Below are 18,541 nucleotides of genomic sequence, written 5' to 3' on the forward strand. Positions count from 1 at the left end.
AATGATAGAAAAATTATAGGATATTTCCTACAAACTTTCTCGTCACCCGCGATCAAAAATGAAGACTGCATACAGAGAACCGGTTGAAATAAAGCCGCGCATAATCGCCATTTGAATCCCGCTTACATGAAGGGATTAATCTACCGAACTTGTAGGACTTTTCTCAAATATACGAACTGCTGTGCTGCATCGCTTTACTCTGTCGTACTTGAGCTCCAGAAAGCCTGAACCACCAGGGTCGACGTCGAGATCCTCGCAATCAGGGCATCCAGTTCATCACCGTCCACCGAGGTCGCGACCAGCGTCGCTTCAATCTCGACGTCATCCTGGCCAAAGGGATGCATATCCAGATCACGTGCCGGGTAATTGCTGCGCTCCAGTTCGGCCTCCAGCAGAGCCAGCGCGGCCTTCTGCTGATGACGTCGGGCAATGACGTAAACCATGTAGGTCACTTCGGACGAGATCACGTCCAGCGGCTGGCGGTTAATGTTGTTAACGATCGGGCGCAACAACGTATTGGCCGCAAGCACAAACAGCGTGCCAAGCAAGGCTTCCACAACCAGGTCTGCACCGGCGCAGGCACCGATGGCGGCTGATGCCCATAATGTGGCCGCTGTGTTCAGCCCGCGGACGTTGCCCTCCTCGCGCATGATCACCCCCGCGCCCAGAAAGCCGATGCCGGACACGACATACGCCACCACCCTCACCGCGCCTTCAGCACCGCCCAGGCGGTTGGCCATGTCGACGAAAATAGCCGCGCCCACCGCCACCAGCACATTGGTGCGTAAACCTGCCGTACGTTGGCGATACTGACGCTCATAACCGATCAGCCCGCCCAGAATAAAAGCAGCGCTGAGACTGACCAGCGTGTCGATCAAGGACGTCAGGTTGATGTTGTTAAGTGCTTGCATGTCGTTGTCCCCGGGCAGCGATACCACTGCCGGCCGTACGTACGCGCCAGGTCATGAACACAAGCGTGCACGGTGTGTAGCGAGCCGCGAAAACAGGCGATCGCACACGTCGATATCAATGAGAGGACGTCGATGATCAGGTCAGGACTGACCTGATCAGGAGGCCGCTTCTCGCTGTTCAGCAAGAAGCGGCAGGAAAGTCTGCGCGCTAGCTTGCCGAGTAAGTACCGATGAATAGCATCGGAAGATGACTGTCACTCGAACTGGTAACCACTGAAGGGCTCCGCTATTGATAAAAACGCCGGCAGCTTACGCTCGGTGTTTTAGTGAGTAAACCGAAAATCCCTCTCGACCCGGCTGAACCGCAAGGTTCTTCAGCAAAGGTTCAGCCTGACCCCGCCAATGCCTCCCTAAGCACATCCGTGGGGCACGTACGGGCGCTTTAGCTGGCGTTGGCCAGTAACCTTTCGGCCAGTTCGTGGCGCGTGTGGCGGTTCTTGTCATGGGCGTACAGCGAGGCCGAAATGTCTTCGGCCCGAATCGGCAACACTGACAGCAGCGTGTCGCTCAGGCCGTGACTGGCCTGGCTGAAACCCTGCATGTAGATCCCGGCCTTGCAACGCTCGTCGGTGATCACGCGATAATCGCGGCCTACCTCGAAGTCACCCAGGTACTCGGCCAACGGTGCCAGCAAATGACGGTGCATTTGCCGCTCATAACCGGTGGCCAGAATCACTGCATCGTAGACCTGCTCGCTCAATTCACCGCTGGCCGTATTGCGCAGGGCAAGTGTGATGCCCTGCTCGCCCGCCACAGCGTTTTCAATGCACGTCAGGCTGCGGAATGCATGACGCGCGATGCCTGAAACTTTCTGGCGATAGAAAATCCCGTAAATGCGCTCGATCAGGTCGATGTCCACCACCGAATAGTTCGTGCTCTGGTACTCGGTGATCAGACGCTCACGCTCGGCGGTATTTTGCGCAAACATCAGATCGGTGAATTCAGGCGAGAACACTTCGTTAACGAATGGACTGTCATCCGCAGGTTTCAGTGCCGAGCCACGCAGGATCAAATCGACCTGCACCGACGGATAGCTGTCGTTCAGGTCGATAAAAGCTTCCGCCGCACTCTGCCCGCCGCCGATAATCGCGATGCGCATCGGTTTACCTGACACGCAGGACTGCCGGGCCATGCGCTCAAGATAGTGCGAATGATGGAATACCCGGCTGTCATCCTTGAGTGCCTTGAACGCCTGCGGAATACGCGGCGTACCACCTGCACTGACCACCACCGAGCGCGTGGTGCGCACCCATTGCTGGCCCTGGGTATCGCGGGAAATTACGCGCAGCGCTTCAACCTGCTGCTGGTGCAGCACCGGCTCAATGGCCAGCACTTCTTCGCCATAACGGCTCTGCGCCTCAAAGTGCGACGCCACCCAGCGCAGGTAGTCATTGAACTCCATGCGGCAAGGATAAAAGGTCCCAAGGTTAATGAAATCCACCAGCCGACCATGGGCCTTCAGATAATTGACGAAGGAGAACGGGCTGGTTGGATTGCGCAAGGTGACCAGATCCTTGAGAAAGGAAATCTGCAATTCACTCTGGGTCACCAGCGTATTGCCATGCCAGCGATAATCGGCCTGCTTGTCCAAAAACAACACGTCCAAGGGGCCCTGAACCTGTCCTCGTTCTTCCAGGGCGATGGCCAGCGCCAGGTTGGAAGGCCCGAAGCCGATGCCGATCAGATCATGAACGACGGACGAAGCGATTGCCTGTGACATTTTCAGTGTCCTCTGGATGACCCCTCAACAGAGGGAAAAAAGCCCGTGACCTGAGTGATCCATGACAGAACAACAGGTCGTCTGTTGAGTAGGAACGAGCATCTGGAAATGAAATTTAGGCGTTGTCCCACATCCGGATTCGAACGCGACAATGCTTCATGGCGTTGACAATGTTCTTCTCGACCACACTGCGCGACACTCCCAGGCGCTCGGCAATCTCAAGGTGAGACAGTCCCTCCAGCTTGCGCAGCAAAAAACTGTCGCGGCACGCCGCAGGCAGCTCTGCCAAGGCTCGCTGAAGCATCTCCAGACGCTGGCCATGATCCATCAGGACCTGTGGCGAGGGGCTGAAAAAACGCTCTTCGGTGTCCAGGACATCCAGGGGTTCGATCTGGCGCAAGGTGTTGCGCCGATGGCCGTCGATCACCAGGTTGAGCGCCGTGCGGTACAGAAATGCCCGAGGCTGCTCGATCGGTTCGGCAGCGGTACGCTCCAGCACCCGCACATAAGCGTCATGCACCACATCTTCGGCCGCCTGGGCATTGCCTAGCCTGGCACTCAAGAAGCTCACCAGCTCGCGATAGTAGTTTTCCAACATGACTCCTGACCGCAATGGCAGCGGCAACTTTCCATGAGCGCAGAACAGACTGAGTGGGATAGCGGCATGATGATGGCACTTTCGCCGATGTAATTTATAGTAATTCTCATATAGATTTAAAGCGCCAACACCGTAACGACACCGAAATGTTCAGTAATATCCTTGTGGAAACACCGTTAAATTCCCGCTTCAACCCTTCGTTTACTCAACAGCTCCCCGTGTCTGTCGTGCCATCGACAGCGTTTGCTCTTGGGCCTTGCCGCCCAACGGTATGACAACGGGCCGATTTCCATTGCCCGGAACCCTGCATGAAACGCCCTCGACAGACCCGCCGTGCACTGCTGATTGCCTTGAGTTTATTGCTTGTCGTTGCCCTTGCTGTCTGGCTTTGGCTGAAGCCCGGCCGGGAGGCATTTGACACCGTGCCTGTCACCCGCGGTGATATCGAAAGTAGCGTTACCGCTCTGGGCACCTTGCAACCCAGACAGTATGTTGACGTGGGGGCGCAAGCATCCGGGCAAATCCATAAAATCCATGTCGACGTCGGTGATGAAGTCAAGGAAGGCCAGTTGCTGGTCGAAATCGACCCCTCGACTCAAACCGCCAAGCTTGACGCCAGCCGCTACGCCATTGACAACCTCAAGGCCCAGTTGCAAGAACAGCGCGCCCTGCACGACCTGGCCCGGCAAAAATATCAGCGCCAGCAGACCCTCGCCCAGGGCGGCGCCACCCGCCAGGAAGATATCCAGAGCGCACAGGCCGAAGTGCGCACCACTCAGGCTCGGGTCAACATGTTCAAGGCACAGATTCGCCAGGCGCAGGCGAGCTTGCGCAGTGACGAGGCTGAGCTGGGCTATACCCGCATCTATGCGCCCATGTCCGGCACCGTCGTGGCGCTGGATGCCCGCGAAGGCCAGACCCTCAATGCCCAGCAACAAACACCGCTGATCCTGCGCATCGCCAAGCTGTCTCCCATGACCGTCTGGGCCGAGGTATCGGAAGCGGACATCGGTCATGTCAAACCCGGCATGCCGGCTTATTTCACCACCTTGAGCGGCGGTAACCGGCGCTGGGCCAGCACCGTGCGCCAAGTGCTGCCCGTGCCGCCCAAACCGTTGAATGAAGCCAGTCAGGGCGGGGGCAGCCCGTCCAATTCCGGCAAGAGCGGAAGTGCCCGTGTGGTGCTGTACACCGTGCTCCTCGACGTCGACAACGCCGATCAGGCACTGATGCCGGAAATGACCACTCAGGTGTTTTTCGTCGCCGGCCAGGCCAGGAATACCTTGCTCGCACCGATCGTGGCCTTGCAGGGCAGTACCGAGGGTGAGCGTCAGACCGCTTACGTGGTGGCAAAAAACGGCAAGGTCGAACCCCGCGATATTCGCACCGGCCTCAGCGACCGTTTGCGGGTGCAAGTGCTCGAAGGCCTGAACGAAGGTGATCACCTGCTCATCGGCCCTGCCATCGGCAATGGAGGCTGAATGCCCACTCCCTTGATTGACCTGCAGGACATTCGCAAGGTCTACGGCGGCGTCGACGCCCCTGAAGTGCATGTGCTCAAGGGCGTCAGCCTGTCGATCCATGCCGGCGAATTCGTGGCGATCGTCGGGGCTTCAGGCTCGGGCAAATCGACCCTGATGAACATTCTCGGCTGCCTTGATCGCCCGACCAGCGGCCGCTATCTGTTTGCCGGCGAAGACGTCGCCAATCTCGATACCGATGAACTGGCCTGGCTGCGCCGCGAGGCTTTTGGCTTTGTGTTTCAGGGCTACCACCTGATCCCTTCCGCCTCGGCACAGGAAAACGTCGAAATGCCGGCGATTTATGCCGGCATGCCCGCCGCCGAACGGCATGTCCGCGCCGCTGCTCTCCTCGCCCGCCTGGGTCTGGCCGAGCGCACCGCCAACCGTCCGCATCAACTGTCGGGAGGTCAGCAACAGCGGGTTTCGATTGCCCGGGCCCTGATGAACGGCGGGCACATCATCCTCGCTGACGAACCCACCGGTGCCCTCGATAGCCACAGCGGCGCCGAGGTCATGACCCTGCTCGACGAGCTGGCCAGCCAGGGGCATGTGGTTATCTTGATTACCCATGACCGTGAAGTCGCTGCCCGAGCCAACCGGATCATCGAGGTGCGCGACGGCGAGGTCATCAGTGACAGCGCCAACGGCGAGCCACCCGCGCCCACCGATAACCCCAAAGCCTTGCAAGCCATCGACCTGCGCCAGCGACTCAGTGCGGGCAGCGAAGCCCGGGGGGCCTGGAAAGGCGAGTTGCTGGATGCAGTGCATGCCGCGTGGCGGGTGATGTGGATCAATCGTTTCCGTACGGCCCTGACCTTGCTCGGCATCGTGATCGGCGTGGCCTCGGTGGTGGTGATGCTGGCGGTTGGCGAAGGCAGCAAACGCCAGGTGATGGCGGAAATGGGCGCGTTTGGCTCAAATATTATTTACCTCAGCGGCATGTCTCCCAGACCCCGGGCGCCACTGGGCATTGTGACGCTCAATGATGTGGCCGCCCTGTCGACCCTGCCGCAAGTGAGAATGATCATGCCGATCAATGGCGCCGACATTGGCGTGCGCTACGGCAACGTCGACCACACGATGTACACCGGCGGCAATGGCATCGATTTTCCGGCGATTTTCAACTGGCCGGTAGTGCAGGGCAACTTCTTCACCCAGGCCGACGAAGATGCCGCTGCTGCAGTCGCGGTGATCGGTAAAAAGGTCCGCGACAAAGTACTCAAGGATGTGCCCAATCCGATTGGCCAGTACATCCTGCTGGAAAACGTGCCCTTCCGCGTCGTCGGCATCCTCGCGAAAAAAGGGGCCAGCTCCGGCGATTCGGACAGCGACAGCCGCATCGTGGTGCCTTACTCCGCCGCCAGCGTGCGCCTGTTCGGCAGCCATAATCCCGAATATGTGGTGATCGCCGCAGCCGATGCAAGCAAGGTCCATCAAACCGAGCAGGCCATTGAGCAACTGATGCTCAAACTGCACCACGGCCAACGCGACTTCGAAATCACCAACAACGCTGCGATGATTCAGGCAGAAGCCAAAACCCGTAACTCCCTGTCGCTGATGCTCGGTTCAATTGCCGCCATCTCGCTGCTGGTGGGCGGTATCGGGGTGATGAATATCATGCTGATGACCGTACGCGAGCGTACCCGAGAGATCGGCATCCGCATGGCGACCGGTGCGCGTCAGCGCGACATCCTGCGCCAGTTCCTGACCGAAGCCTTGATGCTCTCGGTGGTAGGAGGCGTGGCGGGTATCGTCCTGGCATTCATGGTCGGCGGCGTACTGCTGCTGTGCGATGTGGCGGTCGCGTTTTCTGTGATCTCAGTCCTCGGCGCCTTTGCTTGCGCGCTGGTGACGGGTGTCATTTTCGGCTTTATGCCGGCCCGCAAAGCTGCCCGGCTCGACCCGGTCACGGCCCTTACCAGTGAATGATTTCTTGATGAAGCCGTCTTTGAGCCTGCTGTCCACATGCCTGTTGCTGGCCGCGTGCAGCCATTCCCCTACACGTGACGACAGCGGCATTGTGCCGCCCGCCGCCTGGCAGTCCACGCACTCACAGGCCAACCAGCAACTCGACCAACACTGGTGGAGCGCGTTTGGCAGTCCTGAACTGGATCGCCTGATCGCCCAGGCAAAAGCTGGCAGCCATGACCTGGCTGCCGCCATGGCACGGGTCCGTCAGGCCCGCGCCAGCGCCACGATCGCAGGCGCTCCGCTGTTGCCGGAGGTCAAATTCGGCGGCAGTGGCAATCGTGAAAAACTGCTGCGCGGTCAGGGTTACAGTCAGCTCGATACCAGCGATGACGACAAGGCCGTGGACTATTTTGATGCCAGCCTGACGGCCAGCTATGAGGTGGACTTCTGGGGGGGCAAAGCCGCGGCCCGGGACAGTGCCGAGCAAGTGCTCAGGGCCAGCGAGTTCGATCGGGACACCGTTGAGCTGACCCTGCTCAGCGGCGTGGCCACCCTTTATGTACAAACCCTGGCGCTTAACGAGCAAGTGCGCATTGCCCGGCTCAACCTGACGAATGCAGAACGCGTGTTACAGGTGGTGCAAACCCGCTATGACGCCGGATCGGCCACGGCATTGGAGCTGGCTCAGCAAAAGAGCCTGATGGCCGCCCAGCAACGCCAATGGCCGCTGATGCAACAACAGGCGCAAGAAGCACGCATCAGTCTGGCGGTACTGCTCGGCCAGCCCGTGCAAAACCTTGAGCTTGACGGTAGGGCATTTGCCCGGTTGCACTGGCCGAAGATCGCCAGCGGCCAGCCCGGCCACCTGCTGAGCCGTCGGCCCGACATTGCCAGTGCCGAAGCCAAACTGGCGGGCGCCCATGCCGACATCACCGTTGCCCGTGCCGCCATGCTGCCCGGCCTGACTTTGAGTGCCAGCCTGGGCTCCGGGGCGGACTCCTTCAGCGATATTTTGCGCAGCCCGTTCTACACCCTCACCGCAGGGCTCGCGGCCCCCATTTTCAATAACGGCCGCCTCAGCGCCGAACGCGACAAAGCCACAGCCCGCCAGCAAGAGCTGCTGCAAACCTATCGGGGAAGCATCATCAATGCCTTCGCCGACGTCGAAAAAGCGCTCAACAGTGCCCACGGGCTGGATCAACAGCGTTACTGGCAGGACGAGGAACTCAAACAGGCCCGGCAAGCTTTCGACATGGCCGAGAACCGCTATCAGGCGGGTGCGGAAATGCTGCTGACGGTACTGGAAACCCAGCGCACGCTGTATCAGGCTCAGGATCAACAGGTGCAACTGCGCATGGCGCGACTGCAAGCCAGCATCGCGCTGTACAAGGCGCTGGGGGGTGGCTGGCACTCACAGTAAACCCGGTGTTCATTCGCCCCGGGCTTCACCCGAGCCGGCCTGAACGCCAAGGCCGTTCAGGCCTTGAGCGACAGGTGCCGTGCATACCAGGGCCGACGCGGCACCCGACGCAACAGGTGAGTGAGCGTGCTCTCCTCGCCAAACGTGATGCGCAATGCCAGCTTCATGGTTTCCGGGTCCATTTCCACGGTTTTGCCTGCGGCCAGACCCGGCACCGTGCTGCAGCCATGGGTAGTGGGCCCCAACCACGGATCATCCACTTCCACCCAACGGCCCGGCGCAAACCACGGTACGCCATTGACCTCCTGACGCTGCAACTCACCGGGATGAAAGCGCTCGTGGGCACGGAACCAGTCCTCCAGGCGATCATCAATCCAGCCGTGAAAACTCCAGAACACCGGATTGACATGGGAAGAGAACGGATCGCCCAAAAAATCGTTTTCAGGTACAAACCAGCGCGCAGCAAAATCAGCCGGGTCGCGGGCCATGGGCACCGGCGCACCGTTGGAGGGATCGCGGGGCACAGAGGCCCAGCGCATGTGCAGCCAGTCATGCAGGCCCAGTTCCACCTCTGAACCAAACTGGCCGAGTGTCAGGGTCGACAGGTAGCGAGGGTCGCGATAACGCGATTCCCAGACCTCAAAGTTAGCGTGGAAGGTTTCGGGCTGTTTGATATCGCTGAGCCATTGGGTATAGGCCTCATCCCCCTCTGCCAGCCAGGTCGGCGGCAAGGCGCTGCCATCATGGTTGTCAAAGTAGCGGCCAAAACCTGCACGGTCGCGTTCAAGCTCGGGTTGAGGCAACGGGAAAGATGCCCACGCAGGCAGGTCCTGCAGGGAACGCGCCGTGCGCAACATGTGTCGGTGCATAAAAAAGAAGTCCACACCCGAGCCATTACGATCCTTGCGCGGGCCACGGGCATCGCGCTCTTTGCCGCGTTGACCGGGTTGCCAGCCAATACCGCGCAAGGCATTGCGTTTGTCTTCCGACAGTTCGTGCCAAGTATCGCGGGAAGCATGCCAGAGCTGATGAAACAGCCGGTGTTCGGGCGCCACCAGCCAGGCCAATAGCGGCGCCTCCAGGGCAATACGTTCACGGGCTTCGGGAAAGGTGTGCTTGAGGGCGACGAAGCGGTTGTCCTGCTCAGGCAGCCCCAGCGGGCGATCCAGGCGTTGCACGCGCCCGCTCAAGGTGCCGCTGCCCGCGTTGCCGTAGGTGCCCCAGACTTCGTCGAGGCTAAAACTGAATTCGTAATCTGGCTGGCCGTTGAGCGTATCGCTGCGAGTCAAGCGCCAGTGCATTCGTTTGGCATCGGGGGCTACCAGATCGCCGAGGATGCGGTAGTGCGGTGCGGTCTCTCCCTGCAACACCGCTGCGGTATCCAGATAACCGCGGACACCGCGTCCGCGGGGAGCGATGTCCAGCCATAGCTCCAGATCATCCGCGGGCAAGCCCTCAAGTCCGGCCTCGCGGCCATTAAACTTGATACGCCAGCGCCCACGTAGCTGATCCGCCAATTGCTGGCCGGCGGTGTCGGCCAGCTCGACCGTCGCTTCACCGGGCGTGACCGGTTCGTCTGCTTGCGTTAACGCTCGGTGCGCGTAGAACGCTGCTGGCGCTGCCGCGCCGGTGATCGCCAAACCTGCGATGAACCCTCGTCGAGAAATCGTCATTGCCCTACCTGTCTCAGCCTGAATGCAGGCGTTATCCAAGCTAGAACGTTTGCTCGACACTTAAATTTAAGCCACCTGCCCGGGGCTGACGACGGCTGCGCCGCCGGACGCGGGCTCGCTCTACTCGACCGCTGCTACACATGACCTTTGTCGCAGGCTGCGACTTCGCATTAGGCAGCGGTTAAAGGCCAAACCGTTGCAGTTGCATTTCCTGCAGGCGGCTCAGGGTGCGGCGGAAGGCAAACGCCAGGTATCCCTGGGTATAGAGCTCATCCATCGGTACCCGGGCCTCAACGCACACCGGCACTTTGCGGTCGTAACATTCGTCGATCAGGGCAATAAAACGCCTCACACTGTCGTCGAACCTGGACAGCTGCGGCAGTTCACGGTCTCCGGCTTCGACCTTGACCGCGCCATCTTCCGTACCACGGGCAATCTTGCCTTCCCGTTGCTCGGCACTCAGGCACGGCACTTCGCTCAGTAGAATCACCTTGAATTGGTCGCAGATCTCCATAAATTCGGTCGCGGCCAACGGCTGCTCACAGAGCTCATGAAAGTTGCACCACAGCACACTGTCGCTGGCACCCACCACCTGCAATGAACGATGGCCCACAGGCACAGGCTGGTCCGATACCGTCTGGCCCCGGGTCAATGTCTCAAACATGCCGGGCATCACACTTGGCTCATCCGGCTTCGTCACCCAATAGCGCTGATGGGCAATACCAGGGTGCAGCCGGTGATCCTCGATCCCGTCCACCGACACCACGTCCATGTGGTTAAGAATGGCAGTGATTGCAGGTGCAAAACGGTCCCGATTGAAGCCATGACCGTAGAGCTGTTCAGGCGGTTGGTTAGAGGTACATACCAGCACCACGCCTTCATCGAACATCACCTGAAACAAACGCCCCAAAATGATCGCGTCACCAATGTCATTGACGAACAACTCGTCGAAACACAGCACTTTCAGTTCTTTGGCCAGGCCCTGGGCCAACGCCTTGAGCGGGTCGGCAGTGCCGATCAACTGAAACAGACGCTGATGAACCCATTGCATGAAGTGATGAAAATGCTGGCGCCGGGCGGGCACCCGCAGACTCTGATAGAACTGATCCATCAACCAGGTCTTGCCCCGACCCACCGGCCCCCATAAATACACCCCACTGACCGGCCCGGCTCCGAGGTGCAATGCATCATGACAGCGCTGCAGCGCCTGCACCGCCTGCCACTGAGCGGGATCATGAACAAAACCTTGTTCTTCAATAGCCCGTTGCCAGGCGCTGAGGGGGGACTCGACATTCATACCGATAGCTGGCTCCTGATTCAGACGCGGCAGTATGCCAGCAAGAAGAGCGTAAAAGCCTTGAAAAACCGCAAGTTCGCCGCACATTGTTACCCCTGCGGTAACAGAGCATTTTGCCATCTGGGGTTTTAAGTTTTTTGAATCGGCGTAACATTTATTGCATGTTCCACGCATGACTTAACAGGCGTAAACGGCACTTCGTACGGGCATATTGATCACTCAAGTCGCACCGTAACTTCTTCCCGCCACACCGGCAAATGAAGTCAGTCAGTTTTAACGTTTGATTACTTTAGAGGCCACACTCATGAAAACCTTATTTGCACTGTTCCTTGCCGGTTTTGCTAGCTTGGCGATGGCCGGTGAAACAACACAGTCACACCATTCGTCGATCGAGCATTACCGTTACGGGTCCAAACTGGACATTGCCAAAGTCATTAGCCTTTCCAGCATCCCCGATGTGTGTGAAGTGGTGCCGGCCACCATGACTTATGAAGACCATCAGGGTCAGCGCCACACCGTGGAGTATCAAGTCATGGGCAACGGCTGCAGCATGCACTAAACGCTCCTTGCTGGCCCCGGCCCCCTCTTTCCAGGGGGCTTTTTTATTAAACACAGGGTGACGGCTCAAACAGTCAAGATGAGACTGAGGTGATCGAGGACAATCTGGATATTGCGTTTTTAGAAACCCGCACAAGTACTTGCTATCGCTCCAATTCGCCTGATTCCTCAATCAAAACCAATACCGCCATGCCCCCTAACAACCCCATGAGACACCCTGCATTATTACGATCTTAACTCTGAGTGCAGCAGGGAGTTCATTCAAGTCATCGATACTTAGTCCTCCTCTCTTGAGGTAGGCATTCGGAAACGTAATAACCCCTGAAATCCCGCCCATTAATAAAAGCCTCCCCCAAGGTCCACTCTGTTTTAATGGAGCGCGGGTCGTAACAGCCTTACTATGTTTCAATAATCCAACATTTAAAAAGGCCTTTTGACGATCGTCGTTCAGGGTTAATCTCGGCTCAGACAAATGGCAAGGAGCCACCCCGATGCGAATCATCCCCACCCTCTACACCCGGCAATTGCTGTTGCAACCCTTGACCCTGGCGGACGCCGACGCCATCCAGTTGCGTTTCGCGCACTGGGAAGTGGTGCGTTACTTGAACGCTTTCGTCCCCTGGCCTTATCCGCAAGACGGTGCGTTAAGTTATTTGCGAGAGGTGGCACTCCCGGCAATGGCGAGAGGCACAGAGTGGCATTGGACCCTCAGGTTGTTGTCACACCCTGACAACGTGATCGGTTGTATCAGCCTGATGGATGAAGTCGACAACAATCGGGGGTTCTGGCTGTCTCCACCCTGGCAAGGTCAAGGTTTGATGAGTGAAGCCTGTGAAGCCGTGGACAGCTTTTGGTTCGAGACACTGGGGCGCCCAATGATGCGCGTGCCAAAAGCCGCACCCAACGTGGCTTCGCGCCGGATATCGGTGCGAGGGGGAATGCGCCGGGTCAGCAGCCAGGAGAAAAACTTTGTCAGCGGCCGGTTTGTCTGTGACCTGTGGGAAATTACCCGCGCGCGATGGCTCTCGCGCCACGGGAAAGCCTGAAAAAATGCCCGATCCCGTGCTGATACCATCAGTAGGCAGGATCGGGACACCCTTGCTCAGCAAGCCATTCGTGTGATGCTGTCGAGCATCAGTCCTTCTTCTCGCTCAACACTTTGCCAGTGGCGTCAAATGTGGTTTCAACCTCGACTTCAACGCCGTCAATCTTCTTGACCCCTTCGGTTTTCCAGATACCGGTGGCCGGGTTTTCCAGCTCGATGCTCTTGATCGTGGTGTAGCCCGCCTTGTTTTTGAAGACCTCGACAGCCTCTTTGGAGAACGCCCAGTTCGGATCAACAGGGGCTTGGGCCATTGCAGCGCCAGAGCTCAACAAAACAGCAGTGGTAATAGCGGCGGCAAACGTTTTCTTCAACATTGTCTTAACTCCATTAATTGATGTTGTGTCAGGCACTTCTCGTGCCGCAGTAACCGTAGCAGAGAAAAAAAAGACTATGCGGGGTAAATGACAGGCTTTTGACGCAGCTCATGTTCTCGTTCGATCTGGCACAGGGTTAGAATGCACAAAATCAGGAAATGCCAATGAGCGAAACGCGCCTCACAGAAGCTGAATACGATGCCATCACCGAAGCTGCGGCGCAGTGGTGCATGCGCTTGCATGAGCCTGATTGCACAGACCGTGAGCGTGAAGCTTTTTCCGTGTGGCTGAATGCTGATCCACTCCACGCGTCTGAATACGACGCCATGCTGGATATCTGGGACGTCAGCGAACACCTCCCTCCTCCCGTTCCCGCCGCAACGCCGAAGCACCAGCGGCCACCTGCAGCCCGGCGCAGCACCTGGCAGCGTTTCGGCATCGCTGCCGCCATCACCCTCCTCGGTATTCCCGCGGCCGCGTACTGCGGCTGGCAGCTGGGCTGGGTACCCAACGCCTATGAGCGCCTGGAAGCCAGCACCAGTCGGCAGCAGATGACGCTGCCGGATGGCACTCAGGTCGAGCTCAACCTGGGCACGCAACTGACTTTCAGCAACTACAAGGACCAGCGCCAGGTCACCCTGGACAAAGGCGAAGCTTTTTTTAAGGTGAGCCACGATGCCGCGCATCCATTCGTGGTCCAGGCCGCTGAAGGTCGGGTGCGCGTCACTGGTACTCAGTTCAACGTCTGGCGCTACGAGGATCAGGTACGGGTTACGCTGGTGGAAGGTTCAGTGCTGGTAACCAGCAACAAGAACCTGAGTAGCGAAGGTTTGCACCTGGAGCCCGGGATGCAGGCCCGCTACAAGGCGGGCGATTATGCACCGCAAGTCAGCCAGACTCCGGCCACCACACAGGACCTGGCCTGGCGCAACGGCAAGCTGATACTGGATAACCTGACCCTGGCTGACGCCTTGCCCTTGATCAACCGTTACCTGGACATGCCGGTCGCCCTGGCTGACAGCGCCACCGGCAAACTGCGGATCGGTGGCGTGTTCGACACTCAGGACATCCACCGACTGGTCACTTCCCTTCCCAAAGTATTGCCGGTGTACCTGAGCCTGAACCCGAATGGCAGGCCGGTGATCAACGCCAGACCTAAAGGTTGAAACGCAGCCATCGCCGTAACGCTGCCGAGTAACCCAAGGCTACATCCGGCAGCGGCCACGGGCCATGTGTTTACTGAGTCTTCTCGCTGATCCGTACGGTTTGATACGCCGGATCGGCCTCGATCTGCGCTTCACTGAAGGGCAATGGTCGCCACTGTTTTTTCGAGAACGCAACCGTCTGGTCACGCGAATGGCGAGCGCTCGGGTCGCTGGACAGGGAGAATGCCAACAGTCCCTGTGCCTGAGGACCACTCCGGTCGAAGGTCACCGTTTGCAGGTAACTGGTGCCGCTCACCACTTCGCGTGTACCACCCGCCCCGGGCACGCTCTGCATGGCGTTATAGACACCCAGCTCCGCAGGCCCGCCATGAATCGGGATTTGCCGACCACCTTTGCCGACCCTCTGGATCTCGCCCCAGGTCACGTCCGGGCTCAGGCCGGATGCTTTCACCGCGATTGCCGAGGCCAGTAATGCCTCTCGCACCGCAGACAGCACTGCCGGCTGTTGCAGGTTCAACCCTCGCGGCGTGTGCTGCGGGTCGGCCGGATCAAACGGCACACGCCACACATCCGGCACTTCAAGCACATTCGCCATGATGTTCTGGAAATGCACCAGACCGATGCCACTGTCCAGATCAGCCTGCTGATCCCAGGCTTTGAGACTGATGCACAACGCCTTCAGCTCGGGTCGGTCATCCTCCTCGCACACCGTCAATAAATCGGGCATCACTTGCCCGGCCAGGTACACCCGATTGTCCATCACCATGCCCTGGAGATCCGACACACTGATCGCTCCCGGCTGATTCAGGCGCTGCAGGGCAAAACGCGCACGGGGCCCCAGAGGCTGGCTATCCTGGCTGATCAGGGGTGAAAATCCGGTCAGCGGGGCCTCGGGGTTGGCCATCCACGCCGAATCGTTGGAATGTTGCACGTAATCACTGCGCCGCAATTGCGGCAACTGGCTTGCCGGGTAGATGCCTTTTTGCGCGGCCGCGGGGTCAACTGTCCAGCCGCAGACGCTGCGGCTGCCATCGAGCAGAATCATTTCAAGCCCGGCACGCGGGTCGCTGCAGGCCGCCAGCTTGGCGGCATCCACATACGGCACCACCGACAGGTTCATGTACAGCGCCTGCCCCTGATCATCCACGGCAAGGGTGTTGACCCACGGGATGCCTTGGATCGTGTTCACCGAGGTTTGCAAGGCATCGACGCTGGATGCCTGATTCATCGCGTACCACTGTTGCAGCACGCGATCATTTTCAAGGTTGGCATCACGCAGGCTATATGCCACACGGTCATTCCAGTCGAGCTTGCCGGGCCATTGCACAATTGGCCCGAACACCGAGTTGTAGATATCCCGTGATTGCTCGCGCACGCTGCCATCCGCTTGCTTGACGCGGACCGTCACCGTTTGCTTGTCCAGCGCCCGCGACTGGCCATCGAGCAAATAACGCGTCGGGTCCTTTGGATCCAGTTCAAGTCGGTACAGGGTGAAGTGTTTGGAGGTGTCGACGGTATGAGTCCAGGCCATGTGCTGGTTGAAACCGATGTTGATCAGCGGCAATCCGGGCAAGGCTGCACCCATCACATCCAGCTTGCCGGGGATCGTCAGCTGCATTTCATAAAAGCGCATGCCGCCCACCCACGGGAAGTGCGGGTTGGCCAGTAGCATGGCGCGGCCGGTTTGCGAACGCTCGCTGCCGATGGCCACCGCGTTACTGCCGCGATCCAGGGCAAAGCGCTGCATGCGCTCAGCGGCCATTTGAAAGCCTTCAGGGGTTGCTCCGCGTTGTACCACGGCCTCGGGCGGACTGGCCGCCACCAGGGCCTCGGCAAATTGCCCGACCCCGCCTTCAACCAGTAAGCGGCGCGTCAGCTTGAGCAGATCCCCGGCCGTGATCGGTCGAACCGAGGCATTGTCGCAGTCCGCCGGCAGACGTGTCCGCTCGCTGAGCTGGCGGTTGTAACCGGCCACATAACCGTCGATCAGATCCCGCACTTCAGGGGGCTGCGCCTGCCAGAAAGCATCCACCGCTTCGGGCGTATTGAGCCATTTGAAAAACATATCGCTGGACAGATTATCGCGCTGTTCCAGGGTTAACGCCTGCGCCCCGAAAAACTGCGAGCGCTCACCGTTGACCGTCGTCACTTCATTGGCCAGCAGGCACAGATTGTCCTGGGCATAGGCATAGCCGATGCCGTAGCCCAGGCTACGCTCATCAGCGGCGCGGATATGCGGCACACCAAAACTGGTGCGGCGAATGTCCGCACTCATGTCTGTCACGGGTGTCCGGGCCAGAGCTGAGACACTCAGCCCCAGGCACAAACCTGCAAGGCACGCTTTGCTTAATGGCCGGGAAATAATCACGCACACTCCTGCTGTCTCGTTAGATAGACCGGGCAGCTTCACGCATTGAAAACCTCTGCCCGGCACACTAAAGACGAAGGGGGTGTAAAAAAATTAATCATTGCCTCAAACCCCGGCCACACTGAGGCCGCACGTGATTTCTCCAGGCTCACGACAAAATTTCTACATCCAATTGTTCATGATTCAGGCCGCTCATTCGTCTAGTTAACTAAGAGCGTTTTTTATTTTTCCTGATCAGGCTCTGAAAAGGAGTTTTTTGCATGCACAACCCGCAAATGCCAACGGACGGTAGCCAACAACAGTGCGCATCCACTTTTCAACCCGAGACCGGATTGCTGGATGCAACCACGCCTTTGCAAGGTAACGAACGAATCCGCCACTTGCTCAAATGCTTCGGGTTGCGGACCAGTCTGGTGCGACTCAAGGTCATCGACGCGTTGTTGACCGCCGCCGGCAATGATCGCCGACTGGGCGTGCGCGGCATGCACAGCCATTTGCTGGCACTGGATATACCGCTGTCATTTCTGAGTGTGCGCGAAGTGCTCAAGCGCTTGTGCAGCGAGGGGGTGGTGGTGCTCAACAGTGATAAAAGCTACAGCCTGCATCCACAGGCTGAAGCCGTACTGATCGAGGCTTAAAGCTTGGTCTTGCGGCGCATCACGCCGTTGATGACCACCACGATGACTGCCACACCAATGGCGATGTACTGGAACATTTTTTCGGTGATCATGCCGGCGTTTTGCATGTACGAAAGACCAAACATGATCCCCAGGACCACAAGGGAAATCAGAATCGAGTATTTCAAGCGCTGCGAAGGAGTCATTACCGGTTCCTGAAAAATAGACTGAAAATCAAAGTCAAAAGGTCGTAAATGTTTCGGGTTTGCGGGATGGCCCGCCCTCAAGAGGTGGGCCATGTTACAACTGCAAACAGGTTTTAGCGACGAAACCCACTTTGCGGTCGTACACACAGATCCACCAGCCAATCCACAAAGACCCGCACCCGCCGGGACAATTGCCGGTGCGCCGGGTACAAGGCCGTGAGGGCCAGAGGCGGAGGCAGGCAATGGCCCAGCACCTCTTGCAAACGCCCTTCGCGCAGCCGTTGGGCAGCATGATAATACGGCACTTGCACCAGCCCGTAGCCCGCCTCACTGGCTGCCAGATACCCCAACGCACTGTCGACCGAGACCTGCTTGGGCAGATCGATCAAACGCACCTCATCGCCTATTTGAAACTCCAGGCCGTAGCGCTTGCCTGTCACGCTGGAGAAGTATTCCACCATCTGATGCCCGTCCAGCGCCTCAAGGAATTGCGGCACCCCGCGGGCCTGCAAATAGCCGGGGCTGGCGCAGGTCACTTGATCCATCAGCACCAGAGGCCGTGCAACCAGCGAATCATCCAGCGTCAGACCACCACGCAACACACAGTCCACGCCTTCACGGATCAGGTCCACCGGGCGGTCGTTTAGGCCAATTTCCAGCTCGATCAATGGGTAGCGTCGGGTGAATTCAGGCAATGCCGGAAACACCACACGCTGACCAATGGCGGCAGGCATCTCGACCCTCAACATGCCCCGGGGCTGGCTGTCTTTGAACACCCCTTCGGCTTCTTCAAGGTCTGACAGCAAGCTGACGCACCGTTGGTAGTAAGCCGCTCCGTCCAGGGTGGGACTGACCTGTCGCGTGGTGCGGTGCAACAATTGCACGCCCAAATGCGCTTCCAGCTGCTTGATCAGCACCGTCACCGAGGCGCGGGGCATGTGCAAACTGTCGGCAGCCTTGGCAAAACCACCGAGTTCGACGATCCGGGTAAACACCCGCATCGCATTGAATCGGTCCATAGCCTGATCCTCCTCCACACGAATTGTTTGTCACGTACTGTTTAGAAAATGCGAACAGTGATGATGGTTTTACCC

The 18,541-nt window shown here is 58.7% G+C and carries 16 protein-coding genes; 7 read left to right on the plus strand and 9 right to left on the minus strand.

Going from position 1 to position 18,541, the window contains the following annotated elements; translation table 11 throughout:
- Positions 1 to 194: 194 nt before the first annotated feature.
- From DQN55_RS15385 to DQN55_RS15395, 3 genes are all read right to left on the minus strand, one after another.
- Positions 195 to 911: an MgtC/SapB family protein gene (locus DQN55_RS15385; protein ID WP_048379586.1), complete on the minus strand. Its 717-nt coding sequence runs from the start codon at positions 909 to 911 to the stop codon at positions 195 to 197.
- A gap of 442 nt (positions 912 to 1,353) precedes the next feature.
- Positions 1,354 to 2,691 (minus strand): lysine N(6)-hydroxylase/L-ornithine N(5)-oxygenase family protein, encoded by a 1,338-nt coding sequence (locus tag DQN55_RS15390; protein ID WP_048379491.1) that lies wholly within the window; start codon positions 2,689 to 2,691, stop codon positions 1,354 to 1,356.
- Positions 2,692 to 2,806: 115 nt separating this feature from the next.
- On the minus strand, positions 2,807 to 3,289 hold the full coding sequence (locus tag DQN55_RS15395; RefSeq protein WP_172601031.1) for a sigma-70 family RNA polymerase sigma factor: 483 nt from the start codon (positions 3,287 to 3,289) through the stop codon (positions 2,807 to 2,809).
- A 308-nt stretch (positions 3,290 to 3,597) separates the two neighbouring features.
- Here DQN55_RS15395 and DQN55_RS15400 point away from each other — a divergent pair, with 308 nt between their 5' ends.
- The 3 genes from DQN55_RS15400 to DQN55_RS15410 are packed head-to-tail and all read left to right on the plus strand — an operon-like array spanning position 3,598 to position 8,143.
- Positions 3,598 to 4,770 carry an efflux RND transporter periplasmic adaptor subunit gene (locus tag DQN55_RS15400; protein ID WP_048379489.1) on the plus strand — a complete coding sequence of 391 codons (1,173 nt, stop codon included), beginning with the start codon at positions 3,598 to 3,600 and terminating at the stop codon, positions 4,768 to 4,770.
- Positions 4,771 to 6,741 (plus strand): MacB family efflux pump subunit, encoded by a 1,971-nt coding sequence (locus DQN55_RS15405; RefSeq protein ID WP_048379487.1) that lies wholly within the window; start codon positions 4,771 to 4,773, stop codon positions 6,739 to 6,741. It abuts the gene before it with no gap.
- A 7-nt stretch (positions 6,742 to 6,748) separates the two neighbouring features.
- Positions 6,749 to 8,143, plus strand: coding sequence for an efflux transporter outer membrane subunit (locus DQN55_RS15410; RefSeq protein WP_048379485.1), 1,395 nt, complete (start codon positions 6,749 to 6,751; stop codon positions 8,141 to 8,143).
- 56 nt (positions 8,144 to 8,199) lie between these two features.
- Here DQN55_RS15410 and pvdP read toward each other — a convergent pair whose 3' ends face one another.
- Both pvdP and zapE read right to left on the minus strand, forming a co-directional pair.
- Complete coding sequence (pvdP, locus tag DQN55_RS15415) at positions 8,200 to 9,816, minus strand: pyoverdine maturation tyrosinase PvdP (RefSeq protein WP_048379483.1); 1,617 nt, start codon at positions 9,814 to 9,816, stop codon at positions 8,200 to 8,202.
- Positions 9,817 to 9,997: 181 nt separating this feature from the next.
- Positions 9,998 to 11,113 (minus strand): cell division protein ZapE, encoded by a 1,116-nt coding sequence (gene zapE / locus DQN55_RS15420; RefSeq protein WP_048379481.1) that lies wholly within the window; start codon positions 11,111 to 11,113, stop codon positions 9,998 to 10,000.
- A 304-nt stretch (positions 11,114 to 11,417) separates the two neighbouring features.
- Here zapE and DQN55_RS15425 point away from each other — a divergent pair, with 304 nt between their 5' ends.
- Together DQN55_RS15425 and DQN55_RS15430 are read left to right on the plus strand one after the other, a co-directional pair.
- Positions 11,418 to 11,672: a DUF2790 domain-containing protein gene (locus DQN55_RS15425; RefSeq protein ID WP_048379479.1), complete on the plus strand. Its 255-nt coding sequence runs from the start codon at positions 11,418 to 11,420 to the stop codon at positions 11,670 to 11,672.
- A gap of 490 nt (positions 11,673 to 12,162) precedes the next feature.
- A complete protein-coding gene (locus tag DQN55_RS15430) occupies positions 12,163 to 12,717 on the plus strand; it encodes a GNAT family N-acetyltransferase (protein ID WP_048379477.1) in 555 nt (184 codons plus the stop codon).
- 88 nt (positions 12,718 to 12,805) lie between these two features.
- Here DQN55_RS15430 and DQN55_RS15435 read toward each other — a convergent pair whose 3' ends face one another.
- Entirely contained in the window at positions 12,806 to 13,090 is a 285-nt protein-coding gene (locus DQN55_RS15435) for a PepSY domain-containing protein (RefSeq protein ID WP_048379476.1), read from the minus strand.
- A gap of 164 nt (positions 13,091 to 13,254) precedes the next feature.
- Between DQN55_RS15435 and DQN55_RS15440 the strand changes: the two genes are divergently transcribed.
- Positions 13,255 to 14,256 (plus strand): FecR family protein, encoded by a 1,002-nt coding sequence (locus DQN55_RS15440; protein WP_048379474.1) that lies wholly within the window; start codon positions 13,255 to 13,257, stop codon positions 14,254 to 14,256.
- Between the two features lie 70 nt (positions 14,257 to 14,326).
- On the opposite strand, the gene pvdQ is transcribed toward DQN55_RS15440, so the two are convergent.
- The gene (gene pvdQ / locus DQN55_RS15445) at positions 14,327 to 16,624 is read right to left on the minus strand and encodes a bifunctional acylase PvdQ (protein WP_048379472.1); all 2,298 of its coding nucleotides are present in this window, start codon (positions 16,622 to 16,624) and stop codon (positions 14,327 to 14,329) included.
- 260 nt (positions 16,625 to 16,884) lie between these two features.
- Here pvdQ and DQN55_RS15450 point away from each other — a divergent pair, with 260 nt between their 5' ends.
- Complete coding sequence (locus DQN55_RS15450) at positions 16,885 to 17,262, plus strand: hypothetical protein (protein ID WP_048379470.1); 378 nt, start codon at positions 16,885 to 16,887, stop codon at positions 17,260 to 17,262.
- On the opposite strand, the gene DQN55_RS15455 is transcribed toward DQN55_RS15450, so the two are convergent.
- Complete coding sequence (locus DQN55_RS15455; RefSeq protein ID WP_048379468.1) at positions 17,259 to 17,447, minus strand: hypothetical protein; 189 nt, start codon at positions 17,445 to 17,447, stop codon at positions 17,259 to 17,261. The two genes, DQN55_RS15450 and DQN55_RS15455, sit on opposite strands and share 4 nt — an antisense overlap.
- Before the next feature lie 113 nt (positions 17,448 to 17,560).
- Positions 17,561 to 18,466 (minus strand): LysR family transcriptional regulator, encoded by a 906-nt coding sequence (locus DQN55_RS15460; protein WP_048379466.1) that lies wholly within the window; start codon positions 18,464 to 18,466, stop codon positions 17,561 to 17,563.
- Positions 18,467 to 18,541: the final 75 nt, after the last annotated feature.

This window comes from Pseudomonas taetrolens (assembly GCF_900475285.1).
GTDB lineage: Bacteria > Pseudomonadota > Gammaproteobacteria > Pseudomonadales > Pseudomonadaceae > Aquipseudomonas > Aquipseudomonas taetrolens.